This window comes from Nocardia sp. CY41, assembly GCF_009829325.1.
In the GTDB taxonomy this organism is placed as follows: Bacteria; Actinomycetota; Actinomycetes; order Mycobacteriales; family Mycobacteriaceae; genus Nocardia.
Window position 1 is genome coordinate 22265 of sequence record NZ_VUOS01000006.1, and the last position, 19987, is coordinate 42251.

General features: G+C 68.4%; 22 protein-coding genes and 1 pseudogene. 12 read left to right on the forward strand and 11 right to left on the reverse strand.

Annotated elements, in window-relative coordinates; all coding sequences use genetic code 11:
• Positions 1 to 71 precede the first annotated feature (71 nt).
• Positions 72 to 830 (forward strand): acyl-[acyl-carrier-protein] thioesterase, encoded by a 759-nt coding sequence (locus GVY64_RS06775; protein WP_159839728.1) that lies wholly within the window; start codon positions 72 to 74, stop codon positions 828 to 830.
• On the opposite strand, the gene GVY64_RS06780 is transcribed toward GVY64_RS06775, so the two are convergent.
• Complete coding sequence (locus GVY64_RS06780; RefSeq protein WP_159840050.1) at positions 827 to 2275, reverse strand: mannitol dehydrogenase family protein; 1449 nt, start codon at positions 2273 to 2275, stop codon at positions 827 to 829. The genes GVY64_RS06775 and GVY64_RS06780 overlap by 4 nt on opposite strands.
• Positions 2276 to 2751: 476 nt before the next feature.
• Between GVY64_RS06780 and GVY64_RS06785 the strand changes: the two genes are divergently transcribed.
• The 3 genes from GVY64_RS06785 to GVY64_RS06795 are packed head-to-tail and all read left to right on the forward strand — an operon-like array spanning position 2752 to position 4494.
• Complete coding sequence (locus GVY64_RS06785) at positions 2752 to 3231, forward strand: Dps family protein (RefSeq protein WP_159839729.1); 480 nt, start codon at positions 2752 to 2754, stop codon at positions 3229 to 3231.
• On the forward strand, positions 3231 to 3665 hold the full coding sequence (locus tag GVY64_RS06790) for an anti-sigma factor (RefSeq protein ID WP_159839730.1): 435 nt from the start codon (positions 3231 to 3233) through the stop codon (positions 3663 to 3665). Before GVY64_RS06785 ends, GVY64_RS06790 begins: the two co-directional genes overlap by 1 nt.
• Complete coding sequence (locus tag GVY64_RS06795; protein WP_159839731.1) at positions 3655 to 4494, forward strand: RNA polymerase sigma factor SigF; 840 nt, start codon at positions 3655 to 3657, stop codon at positions 4492 to 4494. The genes GVY64_RS06790 and GVY64_RS06795 overlap by 11 nt, the downstream gene beginning before the upstream one ends.
• Before the next feature lie 6 nt (positions 4495 to 4500).
• On the opposite strand, the gene GVY64_RS06800 is transcribed toward GVY64_RS06795, so the two are convergent.
• The 3 genes from GVY64_RS06800 to GVY64_RS38870 form a co-directional block, all read right to left on the reverse strand.
• Complete coding sequence (locus GVY64_RS06800; protein ID WP_159839732.1) at positions 4501 to 4734, reverse strand: hypothetical protein; 234 nt, start codon at positions 4732 to 4734, stop codon at positions 4501 to 4503.
• Positions 4735 to 4939: 205 nt separating this feature from the next.
• A complete protein-coding gene (locus GVY64_RS37680; RefSeq protein ID WP_236566706.1) occupies positions 4940 to 5221 on the reverse strand; it encodes a hypothetical protein in 282 nt (93 codons plus the stop codon).
• A 119-nt stretch (positions 5222 to 5340) separates the two neighbouring features.
• Entirely contained in the window at positions 5341 to 5472 is a 132-nt protein-coding gene (locus GVY64_RS38870) for a hypothetical protein (RefSeq protein WP_328820880.1), read from the reverse strand.
• Positions 5473 to 5517: 45 nt separating this feature from the next.
• On the opposite strand from GVY64_RS38870, the gene GVY64_RS06805 reads away from it, so the two are divergent.
• On the forward strand, positions 5518 to 7137 hold the full coding sequence (locus GVY64_RS06805) for an AMP-binding protein (protein WP_328820881.1): 1620 nt from the start codon (positions 5518 to 5520) through the stop codon (positions 7135 to 7137).
• 51 nt (positions 7138 to 7188) lie between these two features.
• Here the strand turns inward: GVY64_RS06805 and GVY64_RS06810 are convergent, their stop codons facing one another.
• On the reverse strand, positions 7189 to 8553 hold the full coding sequence (locus GVY64_RS06810; protein WP_159839733.1) for a WS/DGAT/MGAT family O-acyltransferase: 1365 nt from the start codon (positions 8551 to 8553) through the stop codon (positions 7189 to 7191).
• Positions 8554 to 8746: 193 nt separating this feature from the next.
• Positions 8747 to 9397: a DUF6968 family protein gene (locus GVY64_RS06815; RefSeq protein ID WP_159839734.1), complete on the reverse strand. Its 651-nt coding sequence runs from the start codon at positions 9395 to 9397 to the stop codon at positions 8747 to 8749.
• A 198-nt stretch (positions 9398 to 9595) separates the two neighbouring features.
• Between GVY64_RS06815 and GVY64_RS06820 the strand changes: the two genes are divergently transcribed.
• On the forward strand, positions 9596 to 10090 hold the full coding sequence (locus GVY64_RS06820) for a hypothetical protein (protein WP_159839735.1): 495 nt from the start codon (positions 9596 to 9598) through the stop codon (positions 10088 to 10090).
• A gap of 55 nt (positions 10091 to 10145) precedes the next feature.
• Here the strand turns inward: GVY64_RS06820 and GVY64_RS06825 are convergent, their stop codons facing one another.
• The 3 genes from GVY64_RS06825 to GVY64_RS06835 form a co-directional block, all read right to left on the reverse strand.
• Entirely contained in the window at positions 10146 to 10913 is a 768-nt protein-coding gene (locus tag GVY64_RS06825) for a hypothetical protein (protein WP_236566666.1), read from the reverse strand.
• A gap of 189 nt (positions 10914 to 11102) precedes the next feature.
• On the reverse strand, positions 11103 to 11486 hold the full coding sequence (locus tag GVY64_RS06830) for a helix-turn-helix domain-containing protein (protein ID WP_159839736.1): 384 nt from the start codon (positions 11484 to 11486) through the stop codon (positions 11103 to 11105).
• Positions 11487 to 11632: 146 nt separating this feature from the next.
• Positions 11633 to 12121, reverse strand: a complete 489-nt coding sequence (locus tag GVY64_RS06835; protein ID WP_159839737.1) for a nitroreductase family deazaflavin-dependent oxidoreductase — start codon at positions 12119 to 12121, stop codon at positions 11633 to 11635.
• A gap of 172 nt (positions 12122 to 12293) precedes the next feature.
• Here GVY64_RS06835 and GVY64_RS06840 point away from each other — a divergent pair, with 172 nt between their 5' ends.
• The gene (locus GVY64_RS06840; RefSeq protein ID WP_159839738.1) at positions 12294 to 13160 is read left to right on the forward strand and encodes a mycofactocin-coupled SDR family oxidoreductase; all 867 of its coding nucleotides are present in this window, start codon (positions 12294 to 12296) and stop codon (positions 13158 to 13160) included.
• A gap of 16 nt (positions 13161 to 13176) precedes the next feature.
• Here the strand turns inward: GVY64_RS06840 and GVY64_RS06845 are convergent.
• Positions 13177 to 13753: pseudogene (locus GVY64_RS06845) on the reverse strand (TetR/AcrR family transcriptional regulator).
• Between the two features lie 94 nt (positions 13754 to 13847).
• Complete coding sequence (locus GVY64_RS06850; RefSeq protein WP_159839739.1) at positions 13848 to 14723, reverse strand: LLM class F420-dependent oxidoreductase; 876 nt, start codon at positions 14721 to 14723, stop codon at positions 13848 to 13850.
• A gap of 338 nt (positions 14724 to 15061) precedes the next feature.
• Between GVY64_RS06850 and GVY64_RS06855 the strand changes: the two genes are divergently transcribed.
• The 5 genes from GVY64_RS06855 (at position 15062) to GVY64_RS06875 (ending at position 19986) form a co-directional block, all read left to right on the forward strand.
• On the forward strand, positions 15062 to 16264 hold the full coding sequence (locus GVY64_RS06855) for a cytochrome P450 (protein ID WP_159839740.1): 1203 nt from the start codon (positions 15062 to 15064) through the stop codon (positions 16262 to 16264).
• Positions 16265 to 16325: 61 nt separating this feature from the next.
• Complete coding sequence (locus GVY64_RS06860; protein WP_159839741.1) at positions 16326 to 16553, forward strand: ferredoxin; 228 nt, start codon at positions 16326 to 16328, stop codon at positions 16551 to 16553.
• On the forward strand, positions 16553 to 17104 hold the full coding sequence (locus GVY64_RS06865) for a nuclear transport factor 2 family protein (RefSeq protein ID WP_159839742.1): 552 nt from the start codon (positions 16553 to 16555) through the stop codon (positions 17102 to 17104). The genes GVY64_RS06860 and GVY64_RS06865 overlap by 1 nt, the downstream gene beginning before the upstream one ends.
• Positions 17105 to 17109: 5 nt before the next feature.
• Positions 17110 to 18360 (forward strand): hypothetical protein, encoded by a 1251-nt coding sequence (locus tag GVY64_RS06870; RefSeq protein WP_159839743.1) that lies wholly within the window; start codon positions 17110 to 17112, stop codon positions 18358 to 18360.
• 24 nt (positions 18361 to 18384) lie between these two features.
• A complete protein-coding gene (locus GVY64_RS06875; RefSeq protein ID WP_159839744.1) occupies positions 18385 to 19986 on the forward strand; it encodes an acyl-CoA synthetase in 1602 nt (533 codons plus the stop codon).
• Position 19987: the final 1 nt, after the last annotated feature.

Below are 19987 nucleotides of genomic sequence, written 5' to 3' on the forward strand. Positions count from 1 at the left end.
CATCTTCTCGTATAGATGACGATATGCGCGTACTCATCGCCGGGCTGGCAAATAGCTGGCATCATCCGGTCATGGTCATTCCCAGCGTGCTGCCGGAACCGCCGGCCGTCCTCACTCCCTTCGAGACGGGATGGCCCGTGCGTCTCGCCGACACCGACCGCGACCAGCGCCTGCGGCTCGACGGTGTCGCGCGCTATCTCCAGGACGTCGGTTACGACCATCTCGACGTCTTGGAGGACGGCGATATCCACCGATTGTGGGTGATCCGCCGGACGGTGATCGATGCGCTCAAACCACTCGGGTTCGGCGAATGGGCGACGCTGCGGCGCTGGCCCTCGGCCACGTCCACCCGGTGGTGCGCGATGCGGGTGCAGATCTGCGGCAGCGCGGGCGGCCTCGTGGAGACCGAGAGTTTCCTGATCCACTTCGGCACGGAATCGGGCGTTCCGACCCGGATGAGCGACCGGTTCCTCGCGCCCATGCTGGCGTGCACCACCGAGCATCGGCTGCGCTGGCAGGCCGAACTCACCGAGCCCATGCCGACGGCCGGTGAGCCCGGCGTGCAGATCCGGCCGTTCCCGCTGCGGGTCACCGATATCGACCTGCTCGACCATATGAACAATGCCGTCTACCTCACCGCGCTCGAAGAGGTGCTCGCCGATCACGCCGAACTGAAGTCCGGGCCGCACCGCGTGGTGGTCGAATACGGGAAGCCGGTGCGGTCCGGCGAGGACGTCGAGCTCGTCGCGCGGCGCGGGGAATCGAGCCTGGACGTGTGGTTCGCCGTGGGTGCGGACTGCCGCGCCGTCGCCCGCGTCACCCCGCGTTAGCGAGCCAGCTCCGCCACGGTGGCGTGCGCTCCCCGGGTGCGCAGGCTGCGCAGAGCGGCCGAGTAGGCGGCGACGAACCGGGGGTGGTCGATCAGGTCGCCGAACAGCGAGCGCTCGCCGAGGAAGGCGGCGGGCTGCTCGCGCTCCCGCCGGGCGAGTGGAATCAGCCGGTCACGCAGCCGGTCGACGATCTCGATCGGCTCGCCGTGCTCGTCGACGCCCTCGGCGTAGCGCGCCCAGCTCGCGACGACCGCCGCCGCGCACTCGATGTTCCCGCCGGTGGCGAGCTGGGTCCGGACCACCGGCAGCAGCCACTTCGGAATCCGGTCGGAGGATTCCGCGCACAGCCGGGCGATGGTGTCGCCGATCGCGGGGTTGGCGAACCGGTCGAGCAGCGTCCGCTTGTAGTCGTCCAGGTCGACTCCGGGCACCGGGCGCAACGTCGGTGTCGCCTCGGTGTCCATATAGCGCAGCAAGAAGCGCCGGAAGGCCGGGTCCTGCGCGGCTTCGTGCACCAGCCGGTAGCCGCTCAGGTAGCCGAAGTAGCACAGCGCTTGATGGCTCGCGTTGAGCAACCGAAGTTTCATCAGTTCGTACGGGGTGACGTCGTCGACGATCTGGACTCCGACTTCCTCGAAGGCCGGTCGGCCGAGTCCGAACGAATCCTCCAGCACCCACTGGACGAACGGTTCGGTCACCACCGGCCACCGATCGGTGAGTCCGTAGCGACGCTCGATCTCGCCGGTCGCTCCGGCGGGGGTCACCGGCGTGATCCGGTCCACCATCGAATTGGGGAAGCGCACCTGCTCGGCCACCCAGGAGCCGAGTCCGGGATCGCGCAGCCCGGCGAACGCGCCGAACATCCGCCGCGCGACGTTCCCGTTGCCCTCGATGTTGTCGCATGACAGCACGGTGAACGGCGCGACCCCGCGGGATCGGCGCCGGGCCAGCGCTTCGGTGACGAACCCGAAAACGGTCACCGGCGCCCCGTTCCCGGCGAGATCGGCGCGGATGCCGGGATCGTCGGCGTCGAATTCCCCGGTGGCGGCGGCGATGTGGTAGCCACCTTCGGTGATGGTGAGCGAGACGATCCGGGTGGCGGGGTCGGCGAGTTTCGCCACGACGGCCTCCGGATCGTCCGGCGCATATTCGTACTCGACGAGAGAGCCGATCGTGCGTGTGGTCCACGTGCCGTCCGCGCCGACCGTCGACAGCGTGTACAAGCCGTCCTGCGCCCGGAGCACGTCGCGCATCCGGCGATCACCGGGCAGGACGCCGACCCCGCAGATGCCCCAATCCTGCCCGAGCCCGCGTTCGAGCAAGCGGTCGACGTACATCGCCTGGTGCGCCCGATGGAAACCGCCGACGCCGAAATGCACTATGCCCGTCGAGATCCGGGATCGGTCGTACCTCGGTGTCGAGAGGCGACCGGCGAATTCCGCCATCGTCGCTGCCCGCAGGGGCGTCGACGTCCGCTCCGGCATCACGCACCTCCCCGTGTTGTGTGGATCACACCATAGTGCAGCGACGGTCCCGGATCGGGCGGCGCGGCCTCGGTGCGTCGAGCTGTCCGAGCCGGTCGCCCACGTGCGGATCAGCACCGTGGTGCGGCGCTGGCATGCCGCTCCGGACGAGGCCGAACGGCCCGCCCGCGCGGCAGCGGGGCTGGTGCGAGTTCGGTCACTTCGCTGCCGATCGCCACCGTGTGGCGTCACTCTGCTCGGTCGGCCGCGCGGTGTCGGCATCGGTTCCACCAGCCTGTTCGTGCCCTGCTCCGCTCGGACAGGTCGAGCGGCCAGGCCGCACCGCGAGCCGGGGCGATCGCCCCGCTTTTCCGGCTGGGCACTCTACCGGACGGTTTAGTGCGGCACGACTGGGTAGACCGTCGATGACCCGATCGACGGCAGAAAGGTTCGAGACGATGTCCCAACCCATCACCAGTACGTTGGACCCGGAGCAGCAGCGCATCGCGGGCGAGACTCTGCAGGGGACGGTGGTCGACCTGATCGACCTGTCGCTGATCGCGAAGCAGGCGCACTGGAACGTGGTCGGCTCCAACTTCCGATCGGTGCATCTGGCGTTGGACGAGTTGGTGACCGCAGCGCGGGAGTTCACCGACGCGGCCGCGGAACGCGCCACCGCCGTCGGCGTCAGCCCCGACGGGCGCGCCGCGACCGTGGCCAAGGATTCCGGCGCGCTCGGCATCGGCGAGGGCTGGCAGCAGGACACCGACATCATCGACACGATCGTCGGCAACCTCGCCGCCGTGATCAAGCGGCTCCGTGAGCGGATCGCGGCGACCGAGAAAGCCGATCCGGTGACCCAGGATCTGTTCCTCGCGATCGCGGCCCGGCTGGAGCAGTTGCACTGGATGTGGCAAGCACAGCTCGCCACGGCCTGATGCGGGTCATCACGTGCGCGTTCGGCGCGCCCGCCACCGACACCACCACGGTCGCGGTGCGGATCCCTGCCGACGCGCGACACCTGGCCTTGATCCGCGCGTTGAGCGACACCGTCTGCCTGGTCGCCGAGGTGCCGCTGGACGCGGCCGCGGACATCCGTCTGGCGATGAACGAGTCGGCCACGATGCTGATCGCGGCCGCCGTCCCCGGCTCGACGCTCGGCTGCGCGTTCACCTACGGCCTGGGCCGGATGAGCGTGCGCGTCGACGCGGTCGCCGTGGCCGAGGTCGAAAGCGACCCGTTGAGCTGGGAATTGGTCCGCATGCTCACCAGTTCCCGGTCGATTTCCCGTGACCCTTTTGATTCCGATCTCGGCGGGTACCCGACCGTTATCGAATTCAGTTGGGAACGAGGACCATTTGATGACACGTGAGTTCACGACCGACGGAAATGATACGGCGAGCCGTACCCGCGCGGGCGACAGTTACGACAACATCGAGCCGTGGTTCGAGAAGATGGCCGCGATGAAGGATGGTGATCCCCATCGCGCCGCGCTGCGCGAGGAGGTGACGCGGCGCTGTCTTCCGCTCGCCGAGCACATCGCCCGCAAGTTCTCCGGCCGTGGTGAGGCATACGAGGACCTGTTGCAGATCGCGCGGGTCGGGCTGGTGCTCGCGGTGGATCGGTTCGATGTCTCGCGCGGCAGTTCGTTCCTCGGGTTCGCGGTTCCCACGATCATGGGCGAAGTCCGCAGGCATTTCCGCGACAACACGTGGTCGTTGCGAGTGCCGCGGCGGCTCAAGGAGATTCAGCTGCGCGTCGGCCCCGCCACCGAAGCACTGTCGCACCGCCTCGGCCGGATGCCGACGGCCAGGGAGATCGCCGAAGAGCTGGACGTCGAACTGGGTGAGGTCACCCAAGCGCTCATCGCGAGCAACGCCTATCAGACCAACTCGCTGGACACCGGCGGCCGAGAGGACGCCGAGGGTGCGCCGCAGTCGCTCGCCGACACGCTCGGGGCCGAGGAACCGTGCTACAACCTGCTGGAGCAGGCGATGGCGGTGCGTCCCCTGATCGCCGAGCTGCCGCCGCGCGATCGGCAGGTGCTGATCATGCGCTTCTACGAGTCCCGGACCCAGAGCCAGATCGCCGAGCAGCTGGGCGTCTCCCAGATGCAGGTCTCGCGCATCCTCGCCCGGATTCTGGGCAACCTGCGCGAGCGCGCGCTCGGTTCCGACGAACTCGCGTCGCGCGCCGCCTGAGTCCGCCTAGGTGCCCGGCCGGGCGGCCGACTCGGTCATCGGCGTGGCGGAGACCTCGCCCGTCCAGCCGCACGGCAGGGCGCAACTGGCGATGACCTTGGTCTCCATACCGCCGTCGTCGTAGCGCATGGTGGTGGTGGCCGCGTAAGCGGGATAGCCACACGCTCGGCATTTGCCGAAGAAATCGAGGATCTCTTCGGCGCGGGAGTGCGCGATTCGTCGTGCGGGCTTGTCGTCCATAACCTCTCCAGCCAGCGTGCGGTCCTGCCGAGCAGGCGTCTGCGACGTTAGGACCGGTCGTCGCGCCCGGCGGACGTTTCGGTGATCGTTGGGCTGATTCACAGGCGCGGCGCGCGTGCTTTGGGCCGGTTCCCAGGCGCAGGTGAATGCTGGGCAATCGCAGCGTATTCCCTGCGTATCGCTGGTAGTGGCGACGAGTCGGGGGCTACTTGAATTTATCTGTGACTGACGTTACAAAGGAGCTACCCGCCGACCCGAAGTTCTTCGAACCGGCCGACGAGAAGTGCACAAGTTGGTTACCGATGTCATCGATGTGGTCGCCGAGTTCGCGATCGCCCGCAAGACCATCTGGGATCTGCTGCTCGAACCGCAGACGTATCCGCGCATGTTCACCGGTATCGGTGCGTGCGAGCAGATCCAGTCGGCCGACGGCGCCGTGGTCTGGCAGATGCGCGTCGGCACCTATCGGTCCGGCATCCGCACCCACCAGATCCGGTTGAGCGTGGGCCGGTGGTATGAGAGTTTCGAGATGCAGTACGCCGCGCTGGGCAGCTTCGCGTCGGTGCGGCTGCACGGCGACGAAGAGCGCACCAAAGTCACGGTCACCTATTTCGCGCCGAGCCGGGTGCATCCGCGCGTGGCCGAGTTGTCCAACGTGGCGATCGCGGACTGGACCAAGAGCGGGCTGAAGCGGGTGGCCGACGTCGCCAAGGGCGCGCGGACGTCCTTGGTCGTCAACGGGAGGATTCGCCGATCCGGCGCAATGCGGGCGTGGCGCGGCAGATGGTGGCCACCAGCGTCGTGCTGCCGGTGCGTCTGGATCGCAGCTTCAAACAGCTGCGCTCGCTGGCGAAGTGGGGGTTCAACCTGGCAGGCGGGTACGCGGCGGGAGCGGCGTCCACGCCGGAGCGCATCGCCGTCATCGACGATCGCGGCACCCGGTCCTTCGCCGACATGCACGAGCGGACCAACGCGCTGGCCGGTGCGATGGCCGCGCACGACCTCGGTCCGGGTGACGCCATCGGCCTGCTGGCGCGCAATCACGCGGCCATGGTCGAATGCATGGTCGCCGCAGGCAAATTGGGCGTGGACGTGGCGCTGCTCAATTCCGGGCTCGCGGGCCGCACCATCGAGGAAATCGTCCAGCGCGACCGGCTGTCGGCATTGTTCGTCGACGGTGACCTGGAGGAGTTGGTGCGCTATCTGCACGCCGACATCCCGCGCTACAACACCGACGAACGCCCCCCGGTGCCGGACCGGACGACCGTGAACCAACTCGTGGCCGAGGGGCACACGACCTTTCGCACGCCTGCCCAGCCGGGCCGGCTCATCGTGCTCACCTCGGGCACCAGCGGGACGCCGAAGGGAGCGCGCAGGCCGCATCCGAAGGGCTTCGGGTCTATCGCGGCCTTGCTGTCGCGCATCCCGATGCAGATGGACGAGACCATGCTGATCCCGGCACCGCTCTTCCACACCTGGGGGCTGGCCGGATTACAACTGAGCACCGCGCTGCGCGCGACCGTGGTGCTCGCGGAACGGTTCGACGCGGAGGACTGCCTGCGCCGCATCGCCGAGCACAAGGTGAACACGGTGATCGTGGTGCCGACCATGGTGCAGCGCATCCTGGATCTGCCCGCACACGTGCGCGGCCGCTACGACACCTCCAGCCTGCGGCACATGATCAGCTGTGGTGCGCCGCTGGCCGGCGCGACCGTCGAGCGCTTCATGGACGCCTACGGCGACGTCCTCTACAACGTCTACGGCTCCACCGAGGTCTCGTGGGCGACGATCGCCACACCCGAGGACCTGCACACCTCTCCGACCACGGCAGGACGCCCGCCGCTGGGCACCAAGGTCGCCGTACTCGGGCCGGATCATCGCAGGCTGCCGATCGGGGCCACCGGCCACATCTTCGTCGGCAACCACATGCTGTTCGACGGTTACGTCAACTCGGCGCCGCCGGACGAGGCGCACGGCATGCTCGACACCGGCGACCTCGGCTATCTCGACGCCGCGGGGCGGCTGTTCATCGCCGGGCGGGACGACGAGATGATCATCTCCGGCGGCGAGAACGTCTTCCCCCGTCCCGTCGAAGAGGCGCTCGCGCATTTGCCGCAGGTCAGCGACGTCGCGGTAGTGGGTGTGCCGGACCACGAGTTCGGTCAGCGGCTGGTGGCGTTCGTGGTGAAAAGAGAAGGGGCGGGGCTGGATTCGGACATGGTCCGCACCTACATCCGCAACCGGTTGAGCCGCTTCTCGGTCCCGCGGGACGTCACCTTCCTGTCGGCGTTGCCCCGGGGCGACACCGGCAAGATCCTCAAGCGTCTGCTCGCCGGTCCCGGCGCGACCAAGCCGGAGCTGCCACCCTCGATCAACGGGCTGGGGACGGCGAGTTCCTCCTGACACCGCCTGCTCGGCGCGACGTGGTCTCGCCACCACGGCAGCGTCCGGCGCTTAGTAGACGGTGTCCTCCAGATCGGTCAGCGCGGTTTCCAAGTGGTCGAGCAGCCTGGCCACATCGGGCACGCTGCGGCGGCAGGCGACGATGCCGATGTCCAAACTGTCGGCGCTGCTGGTGAGGGTGATGTTCACCGCCTGGCCGTCGAACGGGATCGACAGCGGATAGCTGGCGGCGACGCGGGCGCCGTTCCAGTACTGGGGTTCGCGCGGCCCCGGGATATTGGAGATGACGATGTTGAACGGCGGACTGGTCAGCGCGACCGTGGCGGGCAGCAGCAGCGACAAGGCGAGCGGGCTCAGCGTCAGCGCCGAGAGCGAGACCGCCTGCACGGGCGAGAGCGCGCGGTAGATCTCCTTGCTGCGGTGCATCGAGGAGCTGATCGCGGCCAGCCGCGCGGCCGGGTCGGGCAGGTCGGTGGCGAGATTGCACAGCAGCGCCGCGACGGCGTTGCCCCCGCTCGCGCCGTCATCGGATTCCGGACGCAGCGAGACCGGCACCATGGCGATCAGCGGTTTGTCCGGCAACGCGACATGGTCGAGCAGGTAGGCGCGCAGCGCGCCCGCCGACATGGCCAGGACCACGTCGTTGAGCGTGGTGCCGGTCATCTTCTTGACCTGCCGGATCCGGTCCAGCGGCCAGGAGCGGGCGGCGCACCGGCGGGCGCCGCCGATCGGGACGTTGAACATGGTGCGCGGCGCGGCGAAGGGCAGCGTCAACTGCTGTTCGAGCAGTGCGGTACGGGCCAGGCGCAGCGCGGAAGGCGCTGACCCCGCCGCGGCGAGCAGCGCACGCGCCCGGGTGCCGAGCGTGTGCTTGCCCGGTTCGTGCTCGCGGCGCCCGGTGGACAGCGGAAGATGCCAGGGCACCAGCGCCTCACCGGACTCGGGGTCGGTGGTGAGTGTGCGCTGCAACAGCCGTTGCGCGCCGACGCCGTCGATGAGCGCGTGGTGCATCTTGGCGTACAAGCCGACCCGGTCGCCGGCGAGCCCTTCGATCAGATGCGCTTCCCACAGCGGCCGGTGCCGGTCGAGCAGGGTGCTGTGCAGCCCTGCGGCCACCTCGGTCATGGCGTCCAAGCCGCCCGACTCCGGCAGTGCCCAGCGCTGGACGTGGTAGTCGAGTTCGACGGCGTTGTCCACCGTCCAGGCCAGCTGCGGCGTGCCGAACAACCGGGCCGGGCGCTTGCGGAACATGGGGTGGAAGTTCTGGTCGGCCGCCAGCGTCGCGTACGCGCGCCGGGCGAACTCGGGCCCGCTGCCGTCCGCGGGGTCGAAGATCGACAGCGAACCGACGTGCATCGGATGCTCGCGTGATTCCGCAACGAGGAACAGGGCGTCCACCGGCGAGATGAATTCCATGGGCAGTTCCCTCCTGGCGACGCCGCGACTCCGCCACGGTCTGGTTCAGGACGTGGCGGAAGGTCGGCGACGGGCGGCCGGACTGCTCATGGCGCGGGATGCCGCACCGGTCGAACGACGATCCACCAACCGATGATTCGATGCCGAATCCGGACCGGCTGGGCGGTTCGCCGCGGAATTGTGCGTCTCGATCTCAGGACAGGCGGCTGACCGGCCAATCCTGCGGCAGCTCGAGGCGTTCGCTGATCATGCTGATCGCGTTGTGCAGCGCCTGGATCTCGTCGACGCCGCTGGCCACCGACGCGCCCTGCTCACTGATGTGGAATCGGCACAGATGCTTGCGCCGGTCGGCCGCCAGGTAGGGCCTGCCGATGATGATCGACAACGAGCTGTCGGCATCGCGCAGCGTGCGGGCCGCGATGAGAGCCTGCGGTTCCTGCACGGCCGTCGTGGCGGCGCGCGACGGACGGGTGGGGGCGGCCGGGAACCCGGGATCGGAGGGCTCGGTCACGGCGAAGTGCGCGCCGTGGCTGTTGGCCTGCCGCAGCTCCTGAGCGATCTCCTGGAAAGCGCGGTACAGCGCGGCGATCGAATCGGCGCCGTGCGCCCACCGCTCGCCGATGCCCTGGATGCGGAATCCGCACACCACGCCGGTGTCACCCGGTGCCATCTGGGGTTTTCCCACCTCGATCGACACTTCTCGCGTGGCGTCGGCTACGGTGCGGGTGGCGATCACCTCCCTGATCCGCCGCCATTTCGTGCTCGCGATCGCACCGCCGTGTTCGGACTCGCGCACTGCGGGCGTGGTCGTGTCACCAGTGACCCGCGCCGGTATCGCTCTCATGATGTCTGGAGTACCCAAGTTGGACCCCGGTTTATCCTGCGGTTCGAGGTGACCTGGACCGCAGGGCGAAGACACGCCGGACCGGCAAAGGGGCTACCGGACGGTTAACGCGCCTCGGGTTTGGCAGGCTGTCGCCGAGGTGTGATGGTGGGGCCGCGACGATGAGGAGGGGCGGACGAAGTGGTAACGATTGCGCAGTTGCGAGCGGTTCTGTCGATCCTGCGCGTCGACCCGGAGGAGGTCGGCGGGCGGCTGGACGACACGGGTCTGCGTGGTGCGGACGCCGAGCGCGTCCTATTGATCGGTTTGCTACACCGGATCGCGAGCAGTGAGCTGCGTCAGGTCGTCACCACGACGATGGACGACGAGGAGGCCGCCAGGGCCGCGGCGGTGAGCACCCTTCCGGTGAACGGCGAGAACCCCACCGAGCAGGTGCGTTTCGACGCGCACTGGCTGCACGACCGGATCGGCGCACTGGCGGCGGCCACCACCGTGGACCCGGTGCCGGTGCTGTTGGACGCCGCCGCGCGGTCGGCGGACGCGGCCGAGGTCCTGCTGCTGCTCAGCCGCAATCCCCGAGGCCACGACGCGGACACCAGATGGGAGCGCGCGCTCGACGATCTGGGGCGCGCCTATCACCTGATCAACGACGAGCGCGTGGGGCGCTCGAACACGACGACCGCGCCGCTGTAGCGGCGCGGTCGTCGGAGGTCTCGCCCCGGCGGCGTGGCACGCCGCCGGGACGGAATCACTTGGGTTGCGCGGGCGTGGCCTGCACGGGTTTGTCGGCGAAGCGGGTGGTTCCCTCAGCCGCCTGCAGCGTGGTGAGCAGGTCGACGCCCGCCACGACGAGCGTGGGCCCGCCGACCGCGATGGTCCCGAGGATCCCGCCGAGGCTCGCGCCGGTCAGCAGGCCGGCCACACAACCGACGGCGATGGTGACCAGGCAGCCGATCGTGGCGCCGATGGCGGTGCCGACGAAACCGCCGATAGCGGTGGCGAGTCCGAACTGCCCGGCGAATTCGTCACGCGCACGCTGATTCTCGGTCATCGACGCGACCGGTGTGGCGACCAGCGGCTCGGTGATCGCGACACCTTCCGGCCGGATCGGCTTCAGCTCCAGCACCGTGCCGTCCTTTTTCACCTCCGGACGCACCGCAATGGCGGCGCCCGCGATCCGGAAGTCGAGCGGCAACGTCATGGCGACGTGGCCGTCGTGATCGCGGATGTCGACCACGTCGATCACTTGCGCGATGTCGGCCGGGGCGCCTGTGTCGTCGATGAGCACGCCGTTGCGCTCGGTCAGCCGGGCGTGCTCGTCACCGGCGGGCTGATCACGCAGCGCTTTGGCCAATTCGAAGGTCCCGCCCCGGAGTGCGGCGACCACGGTCTGCTCGACGATCTTGGCCGAGTAGGTGATGTCGGGAGCCGGCTCGGCGTGAGCGACGCCCGCGCCGATGGTGAGCGAGCCGATGGCGAGTATCGCTGCCGCAGTGGTGCCGCGGAGTTGCATCATTCGTCCAATCCTTCATCGGGTTCACACCTGCCTCCAGCACGGCCGGACCCGCGCACTCCGGCGGCGCAAGAGCAGTCGTCCAGGGTCGCTGAGCAGCCTAGCAGCGCCCACAGCAACCGACGAGCGTTCCGGCTCGGCCGGTCGGAGATACCGAATAATTCTCCGACCGGCCGACTTTCGGCTCGGCGATCAGCGCGCCGCGGCGAGTTCGCTTGCCGGCTCGGCACGCAAGATCATCGCGCTGGTGCCGGGCGGCCACTCGAGTCCCGCGTCGAGCCGGTCGAGCACTTCGGCGCTCGGGCACGCGTTGCGCGACCGCTCGATCTCGCTGACCAGCTTGGCAGGCGGGCCGCCGTTGCCCGCCACGTCCGCCTGGGTCCACTTCCGCTCCCGCCGCCGCGCACGCACTCGCGCGGCGAGCGCGTCGAGGTCGAGCGCGACTTCGGTTCGCACCTCGTCGTGCACTTCCGGCGTCGGTGGCGCCGAGCGCGCCGGTTCGCCGGGCTCGTCCGTCCGGTGCTTCTCGCGCAGCATTCCGCTGGTGATCAGCCTGGACCGTTTCCGCCTACCCATTTTCGCCACACGCTCTCCCATCCTCTGTCGAGTCGATCGATTGCGTCGCACTGCTCCGGCGGCGGACAGCGCCCATCGCGCCGGGAACGCTGAACATCATGGGGGGAGTGCGGGTGCGGACCGCGTTCGACGCGCCGGGCGCGGGGTCAGCGCGCCTCGTCGTCCGGTCGCAGAATCAGCACCGGTATCTCGCGCTCCGTCCAGGATCGGTAGGCGTCGAAGTCCGGGTAGAGCGCCACCAGCAAGGGCCACAGACGTTTTCGCTCCTCCGGTGTCGCCACCCGGGCGCGGACGCGGCGCTGCTCGGCGCCGATCTGCACCCGGGCTGCGGGATGTGCCAAGAGGTTGAAGTACCACTGCGGATGGTTCGGCAACCCGCCCTGCGAAGCGACGATCACCAAGTCGTCGCCGTCGACGAGGTACAGCAGCGGGGCGGTGAACAGCTTGCCGGATTTGCGGCCGCGGTGCTCGAGCAGCAGGGTCGGCACCGGCTTGCGGAAACCCGCGCCGATCCGCCATCGCCCGCCGACGCGTCCTGCGGTCCGGCGGAAGACCCATACCTGGGCTTTGGACATGTACTTGATGAGCGCCGCGACCAGCGGCGAATCGAGATGGCGCGGCCGGCTCGGGGTCATCGGACCCCCCGATCGCGACGGGTTGCGCGAGCGCAATCGAGTGCGGTGGCGAGTGATTGATCCATACCTATGTCCGTAGTATTGTCCAGACAGATGTCCGGTTACTATTCCATAGCGATGCGGCGCGTGTCGCGGGGTGGCGGGAACCGGCGACGAGCACGGTGGAGGAAACATGGATCGGGTCAGCGGCAAGGTCGTCCTGGTAACCGGTGCGGGGCGGGGGCAGGGTCGCAGTCACGCGGTCGCCCTGGCCGAGGAGGGCGCCGACATCGTCGCCTTCGACATCTGCGCCGACATCGCCAGTAACGAGTACGCGCTGGCCACCGAAGCGGATCTCGCCGAGACGAAGGAGTTGGTCGCGAAGACCGGCCGCCGCGTCGTGGCGCGCAAGGTCGACGTGCGGGATCGGCCCGCGCTGCACGAGGCGATCGCGGCGAGCGTCGCCGAACTCGGGCGCCTGGACGTGGTCGTGGCGAACGCCGGGATCTGCCCGCTCGGCCACCACGTGCCGTTGCAGGGATTCGTCGACGTCTTCGACGTCAACTTCGTCGGCGTGGTGAACACCGTGCACGCCGCCCTGCCGCATCTGGGCGCGGGCGCCTCGATCATCGTGACCGGTTCGGTGGCGGGCTTGGTGCCGCAGACCGGGTTCAACGGCCAGCAGGCGCTGCAAGGCCCCGGCGGCGACGGCTACGGCCTGTCGAAGAAGATGATCCGGTCCTACACACAGACGTTGGCCTTGACGCTGGGACCGAGTTCGATCCGCATCAACGCGGTACACCCGACCAATGTCGACACCGACATGCTGCACAATCCGGGCATGTATCAGATCTTCCGGCCCGACGTGCAGAACCCGACGCGCGCCGACGCCGAGGTCACCTTTCCGTTCATGCAGGCCATGCCGATTCCCTTCGTCGAATCCTCGGACATCTCGCACGCGATCACGTTCCTGGCCTCCGACGAGTCGCGCTACGTGACCGGCTTGCAGATGTTCGTCGACGGCGGGGCGTCGCTGAAATTGGGCCTGGCCGGGCAGTGACGCGCAACCCGCCGCGTCACTGCAGGATGAGCATCGCGGACCGCTCGATGCGGTCGGCGATGTCGGAATACGATTCGTAGCCCATCCCGGCGTGGACCAGCGCGCCCATACAGCAATTCGAGTGATTTCAGAACGTCCGCGTCGGGATTTCCGGACAGCGCATGCGCGAGCCGGGCGCGGATTTCCAGACCGATGCGGGCCCGCAAATGTTCGACATCCGGATCGCGGCCGAGCAGCGCGCTGGTGACCGCGCCGGACAATGCCGGTTCGTCGGCGACGAGCAACGCGATGCTGCGTAGTTCGGCGATCACCCGCACGGTGGCATCCGGTTCCTCGCTGACGGGCGAGGGCGTCGCGCGCAGCCTGCGCCAGAAGATCTCCGCGACCAGGTGCTCCTTGGAGGAGAAATATGTATAGGCGGTGGCGGTGCCGACCTTGGCGTTGGCGGCGACCATCCGGATGGTCATGCCCGCGAACCCCTCCCGGGAAAGCACTTCCAACGCCGATCTGGTGAGCTTCTCGACGGTGTCGGCTTGTTTTCCGGACAAGCGCCGCCGCGTCGCCTCGACGGTTCTGGAATGGCTTTCGGACATGTGTCTAGACTAGAGTTGTCACTCTATTCCGGCAACTTCCGTGCTGGGTGAACGGCTGTGTGTCCGGCCACTGTGGAAATGTCCGCGCGGTGCGCTACGGCCGGGCGCTCATGCCGAGTGGCCGTCCCATGGCGGTCAGCTTGCCGGAGAGCCGGTCCAGATAGGCGAGCACCGCCCCTTCGTCCTTGTCCGGTAGTCCGTAGACGACGTCGGTGACGCCCGCGCGCTCCCAATCGTCCAGGCGGGCGGCATCCGGTGTGGCGTCGAGAGCCACCACGCGTGGACGTCCGGAGAGACCGGCCTGCTCCCAGATCTCGTGCAGTAGCGCGAGCCGATCCGTGATCTCCGTTTCCCCGGGGGTGGTGATCCAGCCGTCGGCGGAGTCGGCGCTCCAGCGGAAGGTGTGTTCGGTGCCGGCCGCGCCGATCAGCACCGGCACCGCGCGCCGCACCGGCTTGGGCCACGCCCAGCTCGGTCCGAAGCGCACGTACTCGCCGTCGTGGCTCGCCTCGTCCCGGCTCCACAGCGCCCGCATCGCGGCCAGGTATTCGCGCAGCACCGTGCGCCGTTTGCGCGCCGGCACGCCGTGATCGGCGAGTTCGTCGGTGTTCCAGCCGAATCCGGCGCCCAGCAGCACCCGGCCACCGCTGAGATGGTCCAGGGAGGCGATCGTCTTGGCCAGGGAGATCGGATCGTGCTCCACCGGGAGCGCGACGGCGGTGGCCAGTTCGATGCGCTCGGTGACGGTGGCCGCCATGGACAGCGCCACCCATGGGTCGAGCGTCCGCAGGTACCGGTCGTCGGGCAGGGACGCGTCGCCGGTCTGTGGGTGTGCCGCGGTGCGCGCGACCGGGATGTGGGTGTGCTCGGGGACGTAGAAGGAGTCGAAGCCCGCCTGCTCCGCGGCGCGGGCGGCGGGGGCGGGCGCGATGCCGCGGTCGCTGGTGAACAGCACGATGCCGAATCGCATGGGAACCCTCGTCTCGTCGCGTCGTTCGATGCGGCGTCCGTCTTCCGCCTGCGGCACCCCTCGTCATCTCGCAGGCGGAGGCCGGCGGCTGCCGGACCGTAGGTGTCTGGACAACTGTTCGGAATGTAGTCCGGTCGGCCGCCCTCGGCAAGAACGCGTTCTTGTTTCTCGGCGGTATGGACGCTGTTGATCCAGGATTCGAAGAGATCGCTCGTTCGGGATTGTCCTGAAAATGCGTCAGTGGTACCGTCCAGACACATGTCCAGCTATGTGTCTCTCCGGTGTGGGATCTTGTCACGCCCGGCGGAGAACGTGTTCTCGGTTTGGGAGTGTGGGCGATGACCGCTGCGGTGGAGCCGCTGGTGTTCGATCCGTATGACTACGGGTTCCACGAAGATCCGTATCCGACGTATCGGCGGCTGCGGGAGGAGGCGCCGCTGTATCACAACCCGGATCTGGGCTTCTGGGCCTTGTCGCGGCATGCGGATGTGGTCGGGGCGTTCCGTGACAGTGTGCGGTTGTCGAGTGCGAACGGGGTGTCACTGGATCCGGCGGCGTGGGGGCCGCATGCGCATCGGGTGATGTCCTTCCTGGCGATGGACGATCCACGGCATATGCGGATGCGGCGCTTGGTATTCAAGGGGTTCACCCCGAAGCGGGTGGCGGAGATGGAGAACCGGATCCGGGAGCTGACGCTGTCGTATCTGGAGCCCGCGGTGGCCGGCGGTCGTTTCGACTGGATCGATGCGGTGGCGGGCAAGTTGCCGATGGACGTGATCTCGGAATTGATGGGAGTCCCGGCAGCGGATCGGGTGGAGATCCGGCGGTTGGCCGATCTGGTGGTGCACCGCGAGGACGGTGTGCTGGATGTTCCGGTGGCCGCGGCGGAGGCGTCGATGAAGCTGCTGGTCTATTACGCCGAGATGGTGGCCGAGCGGCGGCGTGCGCGGCGAGAGGATCTGACTTCGGCTCTGCTGGACGCGGAGATCGAGGGCGACCGCTTGGCGGACGAGGAGATCATCGGGTTCTTGTTTCTGATGGTTGTGGCGGGAAACGAGACCACCACCAAATTGCTGGGTAACGCCTTGTATTGGGGGGCGCGTAACCCGGGGGAGTACGCGAAGGTCGCCGCGGACCCGGATCTCGTCTCGGACTGGGTCGAAGAGACCTTGCGTTACGACACCTCCAGCCAGATGGTGGCGCGCACGGCGGCCGAGGATCTGGACTATCACGGCGGCACGATCCCGGCGGGGTCGAAGGTGCTGTTGCTGATCGGTTCGGCCAACCGTGATCCGGATGTGTTCGACGACGGTGACAGTTTCCGCATCGATCGTGCCGACAAGTCGGGTCTGGCGAGTTTCGGCGCGGGAGTGCATTTCTGCCTCGGCGCCCATCTGGCCCGGCTGGAAGCGACCATCGCGTTGCAGGAGTTCGCCTCGCGCGTCACGACTTTCGACATCGTTTCCGACGGCATCCAACGCGTGCATTCGTCCAACGTGCGTGGTTTCGCGCACCTACCCATCACCGTGGAGACACGATGAGCCGCCGATCCGAACGGTTCCGCAGGCCGGGCTCGCCCCACCGGATCGCGCGGAGCCGGTCATGAGAATCCGGGCCGATCTGGATCTGTGCCAGGGGCACGCCGTCTGTCAGGCCGAGGCGCCGGAGGTGTTCCGGGTGCCCAGACGCGGCCGGGTCGAAATCCTCGACGACGGGCCGGACGCCGGCCTCCGGCCCGCCGTGGCGGACGCGATCCGTTACTGCCCTACCCAAGCCCTGTCGATCGCCGGCGAAGGCGCGACCGACTCCTCCCCGAAAGGTAGCGACTGATGCCAGGTTTCGACCGCGCCGAGCTCGACGAGATGATCCAGCGCTGGATCGTGGAGAACCAGCGCTGCGAGGAAAAGGGCGACTGGAAGCCGCTCGCGCAGATGTACACCGAGGACGCCACCTACGGCTGGAACTACGGCCCCACCCAGGAGTTCATGGCCGTCGGGCGTGACGAGATCCGCGACCTGGCCCTCGGCCAGGAGATGGCCGGGCTGGAGGGCTGGACCTACCCCTATCAGGAATTCGTGGTCGACGACCGCACCGGCAACGTCATCGGACTTTGGAAGCAGGTCAGCGAGGCCACACGTCCGGATGGGCGCAACTACTCGCCCGAGGGCATCGGCGGTAGCTGGTTCCGCTACGCGGGCGACTTCCAATGGTCCTGGCAGCGCGACTTCTTCGACTTCGGTAACGTCTCGGCGCTGTTCCTGGAGATGATCACGAACAAGGCGCTGACGCCGGGCATGCAGAAGCGCATCGAGCGCTCGGTCTCCGGTCAGCCGCTGCCCGGCTGGTATCGCGTCGGCGAGTCCCCCGTTCCGCTGTGGTGACCGACATGGCCGCACCACACAGCCGATTCGCCGACCTGGACCGGGAGACCCTGGCGGCGCTGGTTCCCGAGCTGCTCCTGTGCGGGCACCTCATCGACCGCTCCGGCATGGCCCATTCGATCGCCGCCTTCGGCCGCGAGGGCATGACCGCGATCGCCATCGAGGAGTGGCAGGTGGCCAGCCCGGTCTACACCCGGCGCATGCAGCGGGCGCTCGGCTTCTCCGGCGACGGCGTGGAGACCATCTTCAAAGGCCTGCAACTGGACATCGGCGCGCCACCGCAGTTCATGGATTTCCGTTTCCGGGTCGACGACCACCACCGCGGCGAGTTCTGGCTCGACCACTGCGGTGCGTTGGCCGACGTGGAACCGATGGGCGATGACTTCGTCGTGTCGATGTGCCACGACATCGAAGACCCGACCTTCGACGCGACCGCGCTGGCCACCAACCCGCACGCCCAGGTCCGGCCGATCCACCGCCCGCCCCGCCGTCCGGCCGACCGCACGCCGGTGTGCGCGTGGACGGTCGTCATCGATCCCGCTCACGTGCCGCCGCAGGTGCCGCCCAACGCCGACCTGGTCGCCGGGTCGGCGGCGGCCGGACTCGAGCTGGCCGATATCGACCGCGACGACGAAGGACGGCCGGACTACTCCGGCCCGCTGCTCAGCGATGTGCGCTTCGCGGACTTCTCCCGCTCCGCGCTGGTCCGTCTCGCCGACGAGGTGTGCCTGCAACATCATCTGCTCACGCTCGGTTTCATGATCGCGGTGCGCGCCCGGGCGGACGCCGCCGCGGCGCTGGAGATCGGGCGCAAACAGTTCGCGGGGATCGCCGGGCTGACCAGTGAACGCTTGCGCAGTTGCCTCGGTCTCGGTGACGACGCCGCCGCGCTCGCGACGGTGCTGCGGTTGCATCCGGCGCTTAATCCGTTGGCTTACACAGGGATCGAGATCGACGAGTCCGGCGGTGCGGTCACGGTGACGTTCCCGGCCACGAGCGGCGCGCGCACCGACGGAACCTGGCCGTCGATGCTCGACCCCGAGCATCTAGAGCCGCTGAACACGCTGGTCCGCGGCGTGAACCCGCGCTTCTGCGCGGAAGTCGTCGCCGCGGGTGAGCAGGGTTGGCGCGCCGCCGTCACGCTCGGCGACGAACCGTTCCGGGAGGCGACGGAGGTCGCGCTGACCCGGTTCAGCACCGGCGCCGCCTTCACCTTCACCGACCGGGGGATACCCCTGCCGCTCACCGTCGTGTGACCGCCCACCCAGAGATGGAACGACATGGCCAACAACTTCGCCGATCTCTTCGAGCACTCCGTGGACGCCATGCCCGAGCGGGTGGCGCTGATCCAGTCCGGCCGCCGGGTGACCTTCGGTGAACTCGACGCCCGCGCCAACCGCCTCGCGCACCATCTGGCGAGCGTCGGCGTCGCAGCGGGAACGCACGTGGGTTTCCAGATGCACAACAGCATCGAGACGATGGAGGCGCTCATCGCGTGCTTCAAGCTCGCCGCGGTGCCGATCAACATCAACTACCGGTACGGCGTGGCGGAACTGGCCTACGTCTACGCCGACGCGGATCTCGAAGTGCTCGTGCACCATTCCTGTTACGCCGACGCGGTGCGCGAAGCCCGCGCGCGGACACCCGCGCTGCGGCACACGATCTGCGTCGCCGACGAAGACGGCCCCGCCACGGAGGGCTCAGGTTACGAGTCCGCCCTTGCCGGTCGGCCTGCCGATCGTCCGGCGGTCCACCGCAGCGCCGACGACCTGTTCATGATGTACACCGGCGGGACGACCGGGATGCCGAAAGGCGTCATGTGGCGGCAAGAGGACATGTGGCGGGTCCTCGGCGGCGGCATCGACTTCTACACCGGCGAACCGGTCGCCGACGAGTTCCAGCAGTCCCGTACCGGAGCCGGGATCGATCCGAGCAGGTGGCTGGTGCTGCCGCCGCTGATCCACGCCGCCGCCATGATGCCCACCTTCACCGCGCTGTGGTCGGGCAACACGGTGATCTTCGAGTCCCGCTTCGACGCCGCGCGCGTCTGGCGGACCGTCGCCGAGCAACGTCCTCAGGTCATGGTGATCACCGGCGACGCCATGGCCAGGCCGTTGCTCGAGGCGTACCAGCGCGCGCCGGTGGACGCCTCGTCCTTGCTCGCGATCGCTTCCGGCGCCGCGCTGCTGTCGCAACCGGTGAAGAACGCGCTGCTGGAGCAGTTTTCCTGGGCGGTCGTCTCGGATTCCATCGGATCGTCCGAAACGGGCTTCGGCGGCATCGGTTTCGCCCGGAAAGACGACGACCCCGCCCGCGGCCCCCGCGTGCAGACCGGCCGCGGCGCGGTCGTCGTGGACGACGACGGCCGCCCCGTCGCGCCCGGATCGGAGGGCTGGCTGGCCAAGACCGGCAACGTGCCGATCGGCTACTACAAGGACCCCGGGAAGACCGAGAAGTTGTTCAAGACCGTCGACGGCGTCCGCATGGTCGTCACCGACGACCGAGCCCGCGCCGAAACCGACGGCTCGATCACGCTGCTCGGGCGCGGCAACATGGTGATCAACACCGGAGGCGAGAAGGTGTTCGTCGAAGAGGTCGAAAGCGTGGTGAAGACCCACGAATCGATCTACGACGCGGTAGTGATCGGGGTGCCGCACGAACGCTGGGGTCATCAGGTCGCCGCCGTGGTGTCGCTGACCGGCCCCGGGCCGCTCGAGTTCGCCGACCTGCACGCGCATGTTCGCAATTTTCTGGCCGGATACAAAGTGCCCAAACAGATCTGGGTGGCGGACGCCATCGTGCGCGCGCCCAGCGGCAAACCCGACTACCGGTGGGCCAAGCAGTATGTAGCCGGTCGAGGGCCCGACCACAAGGCGGACTGAC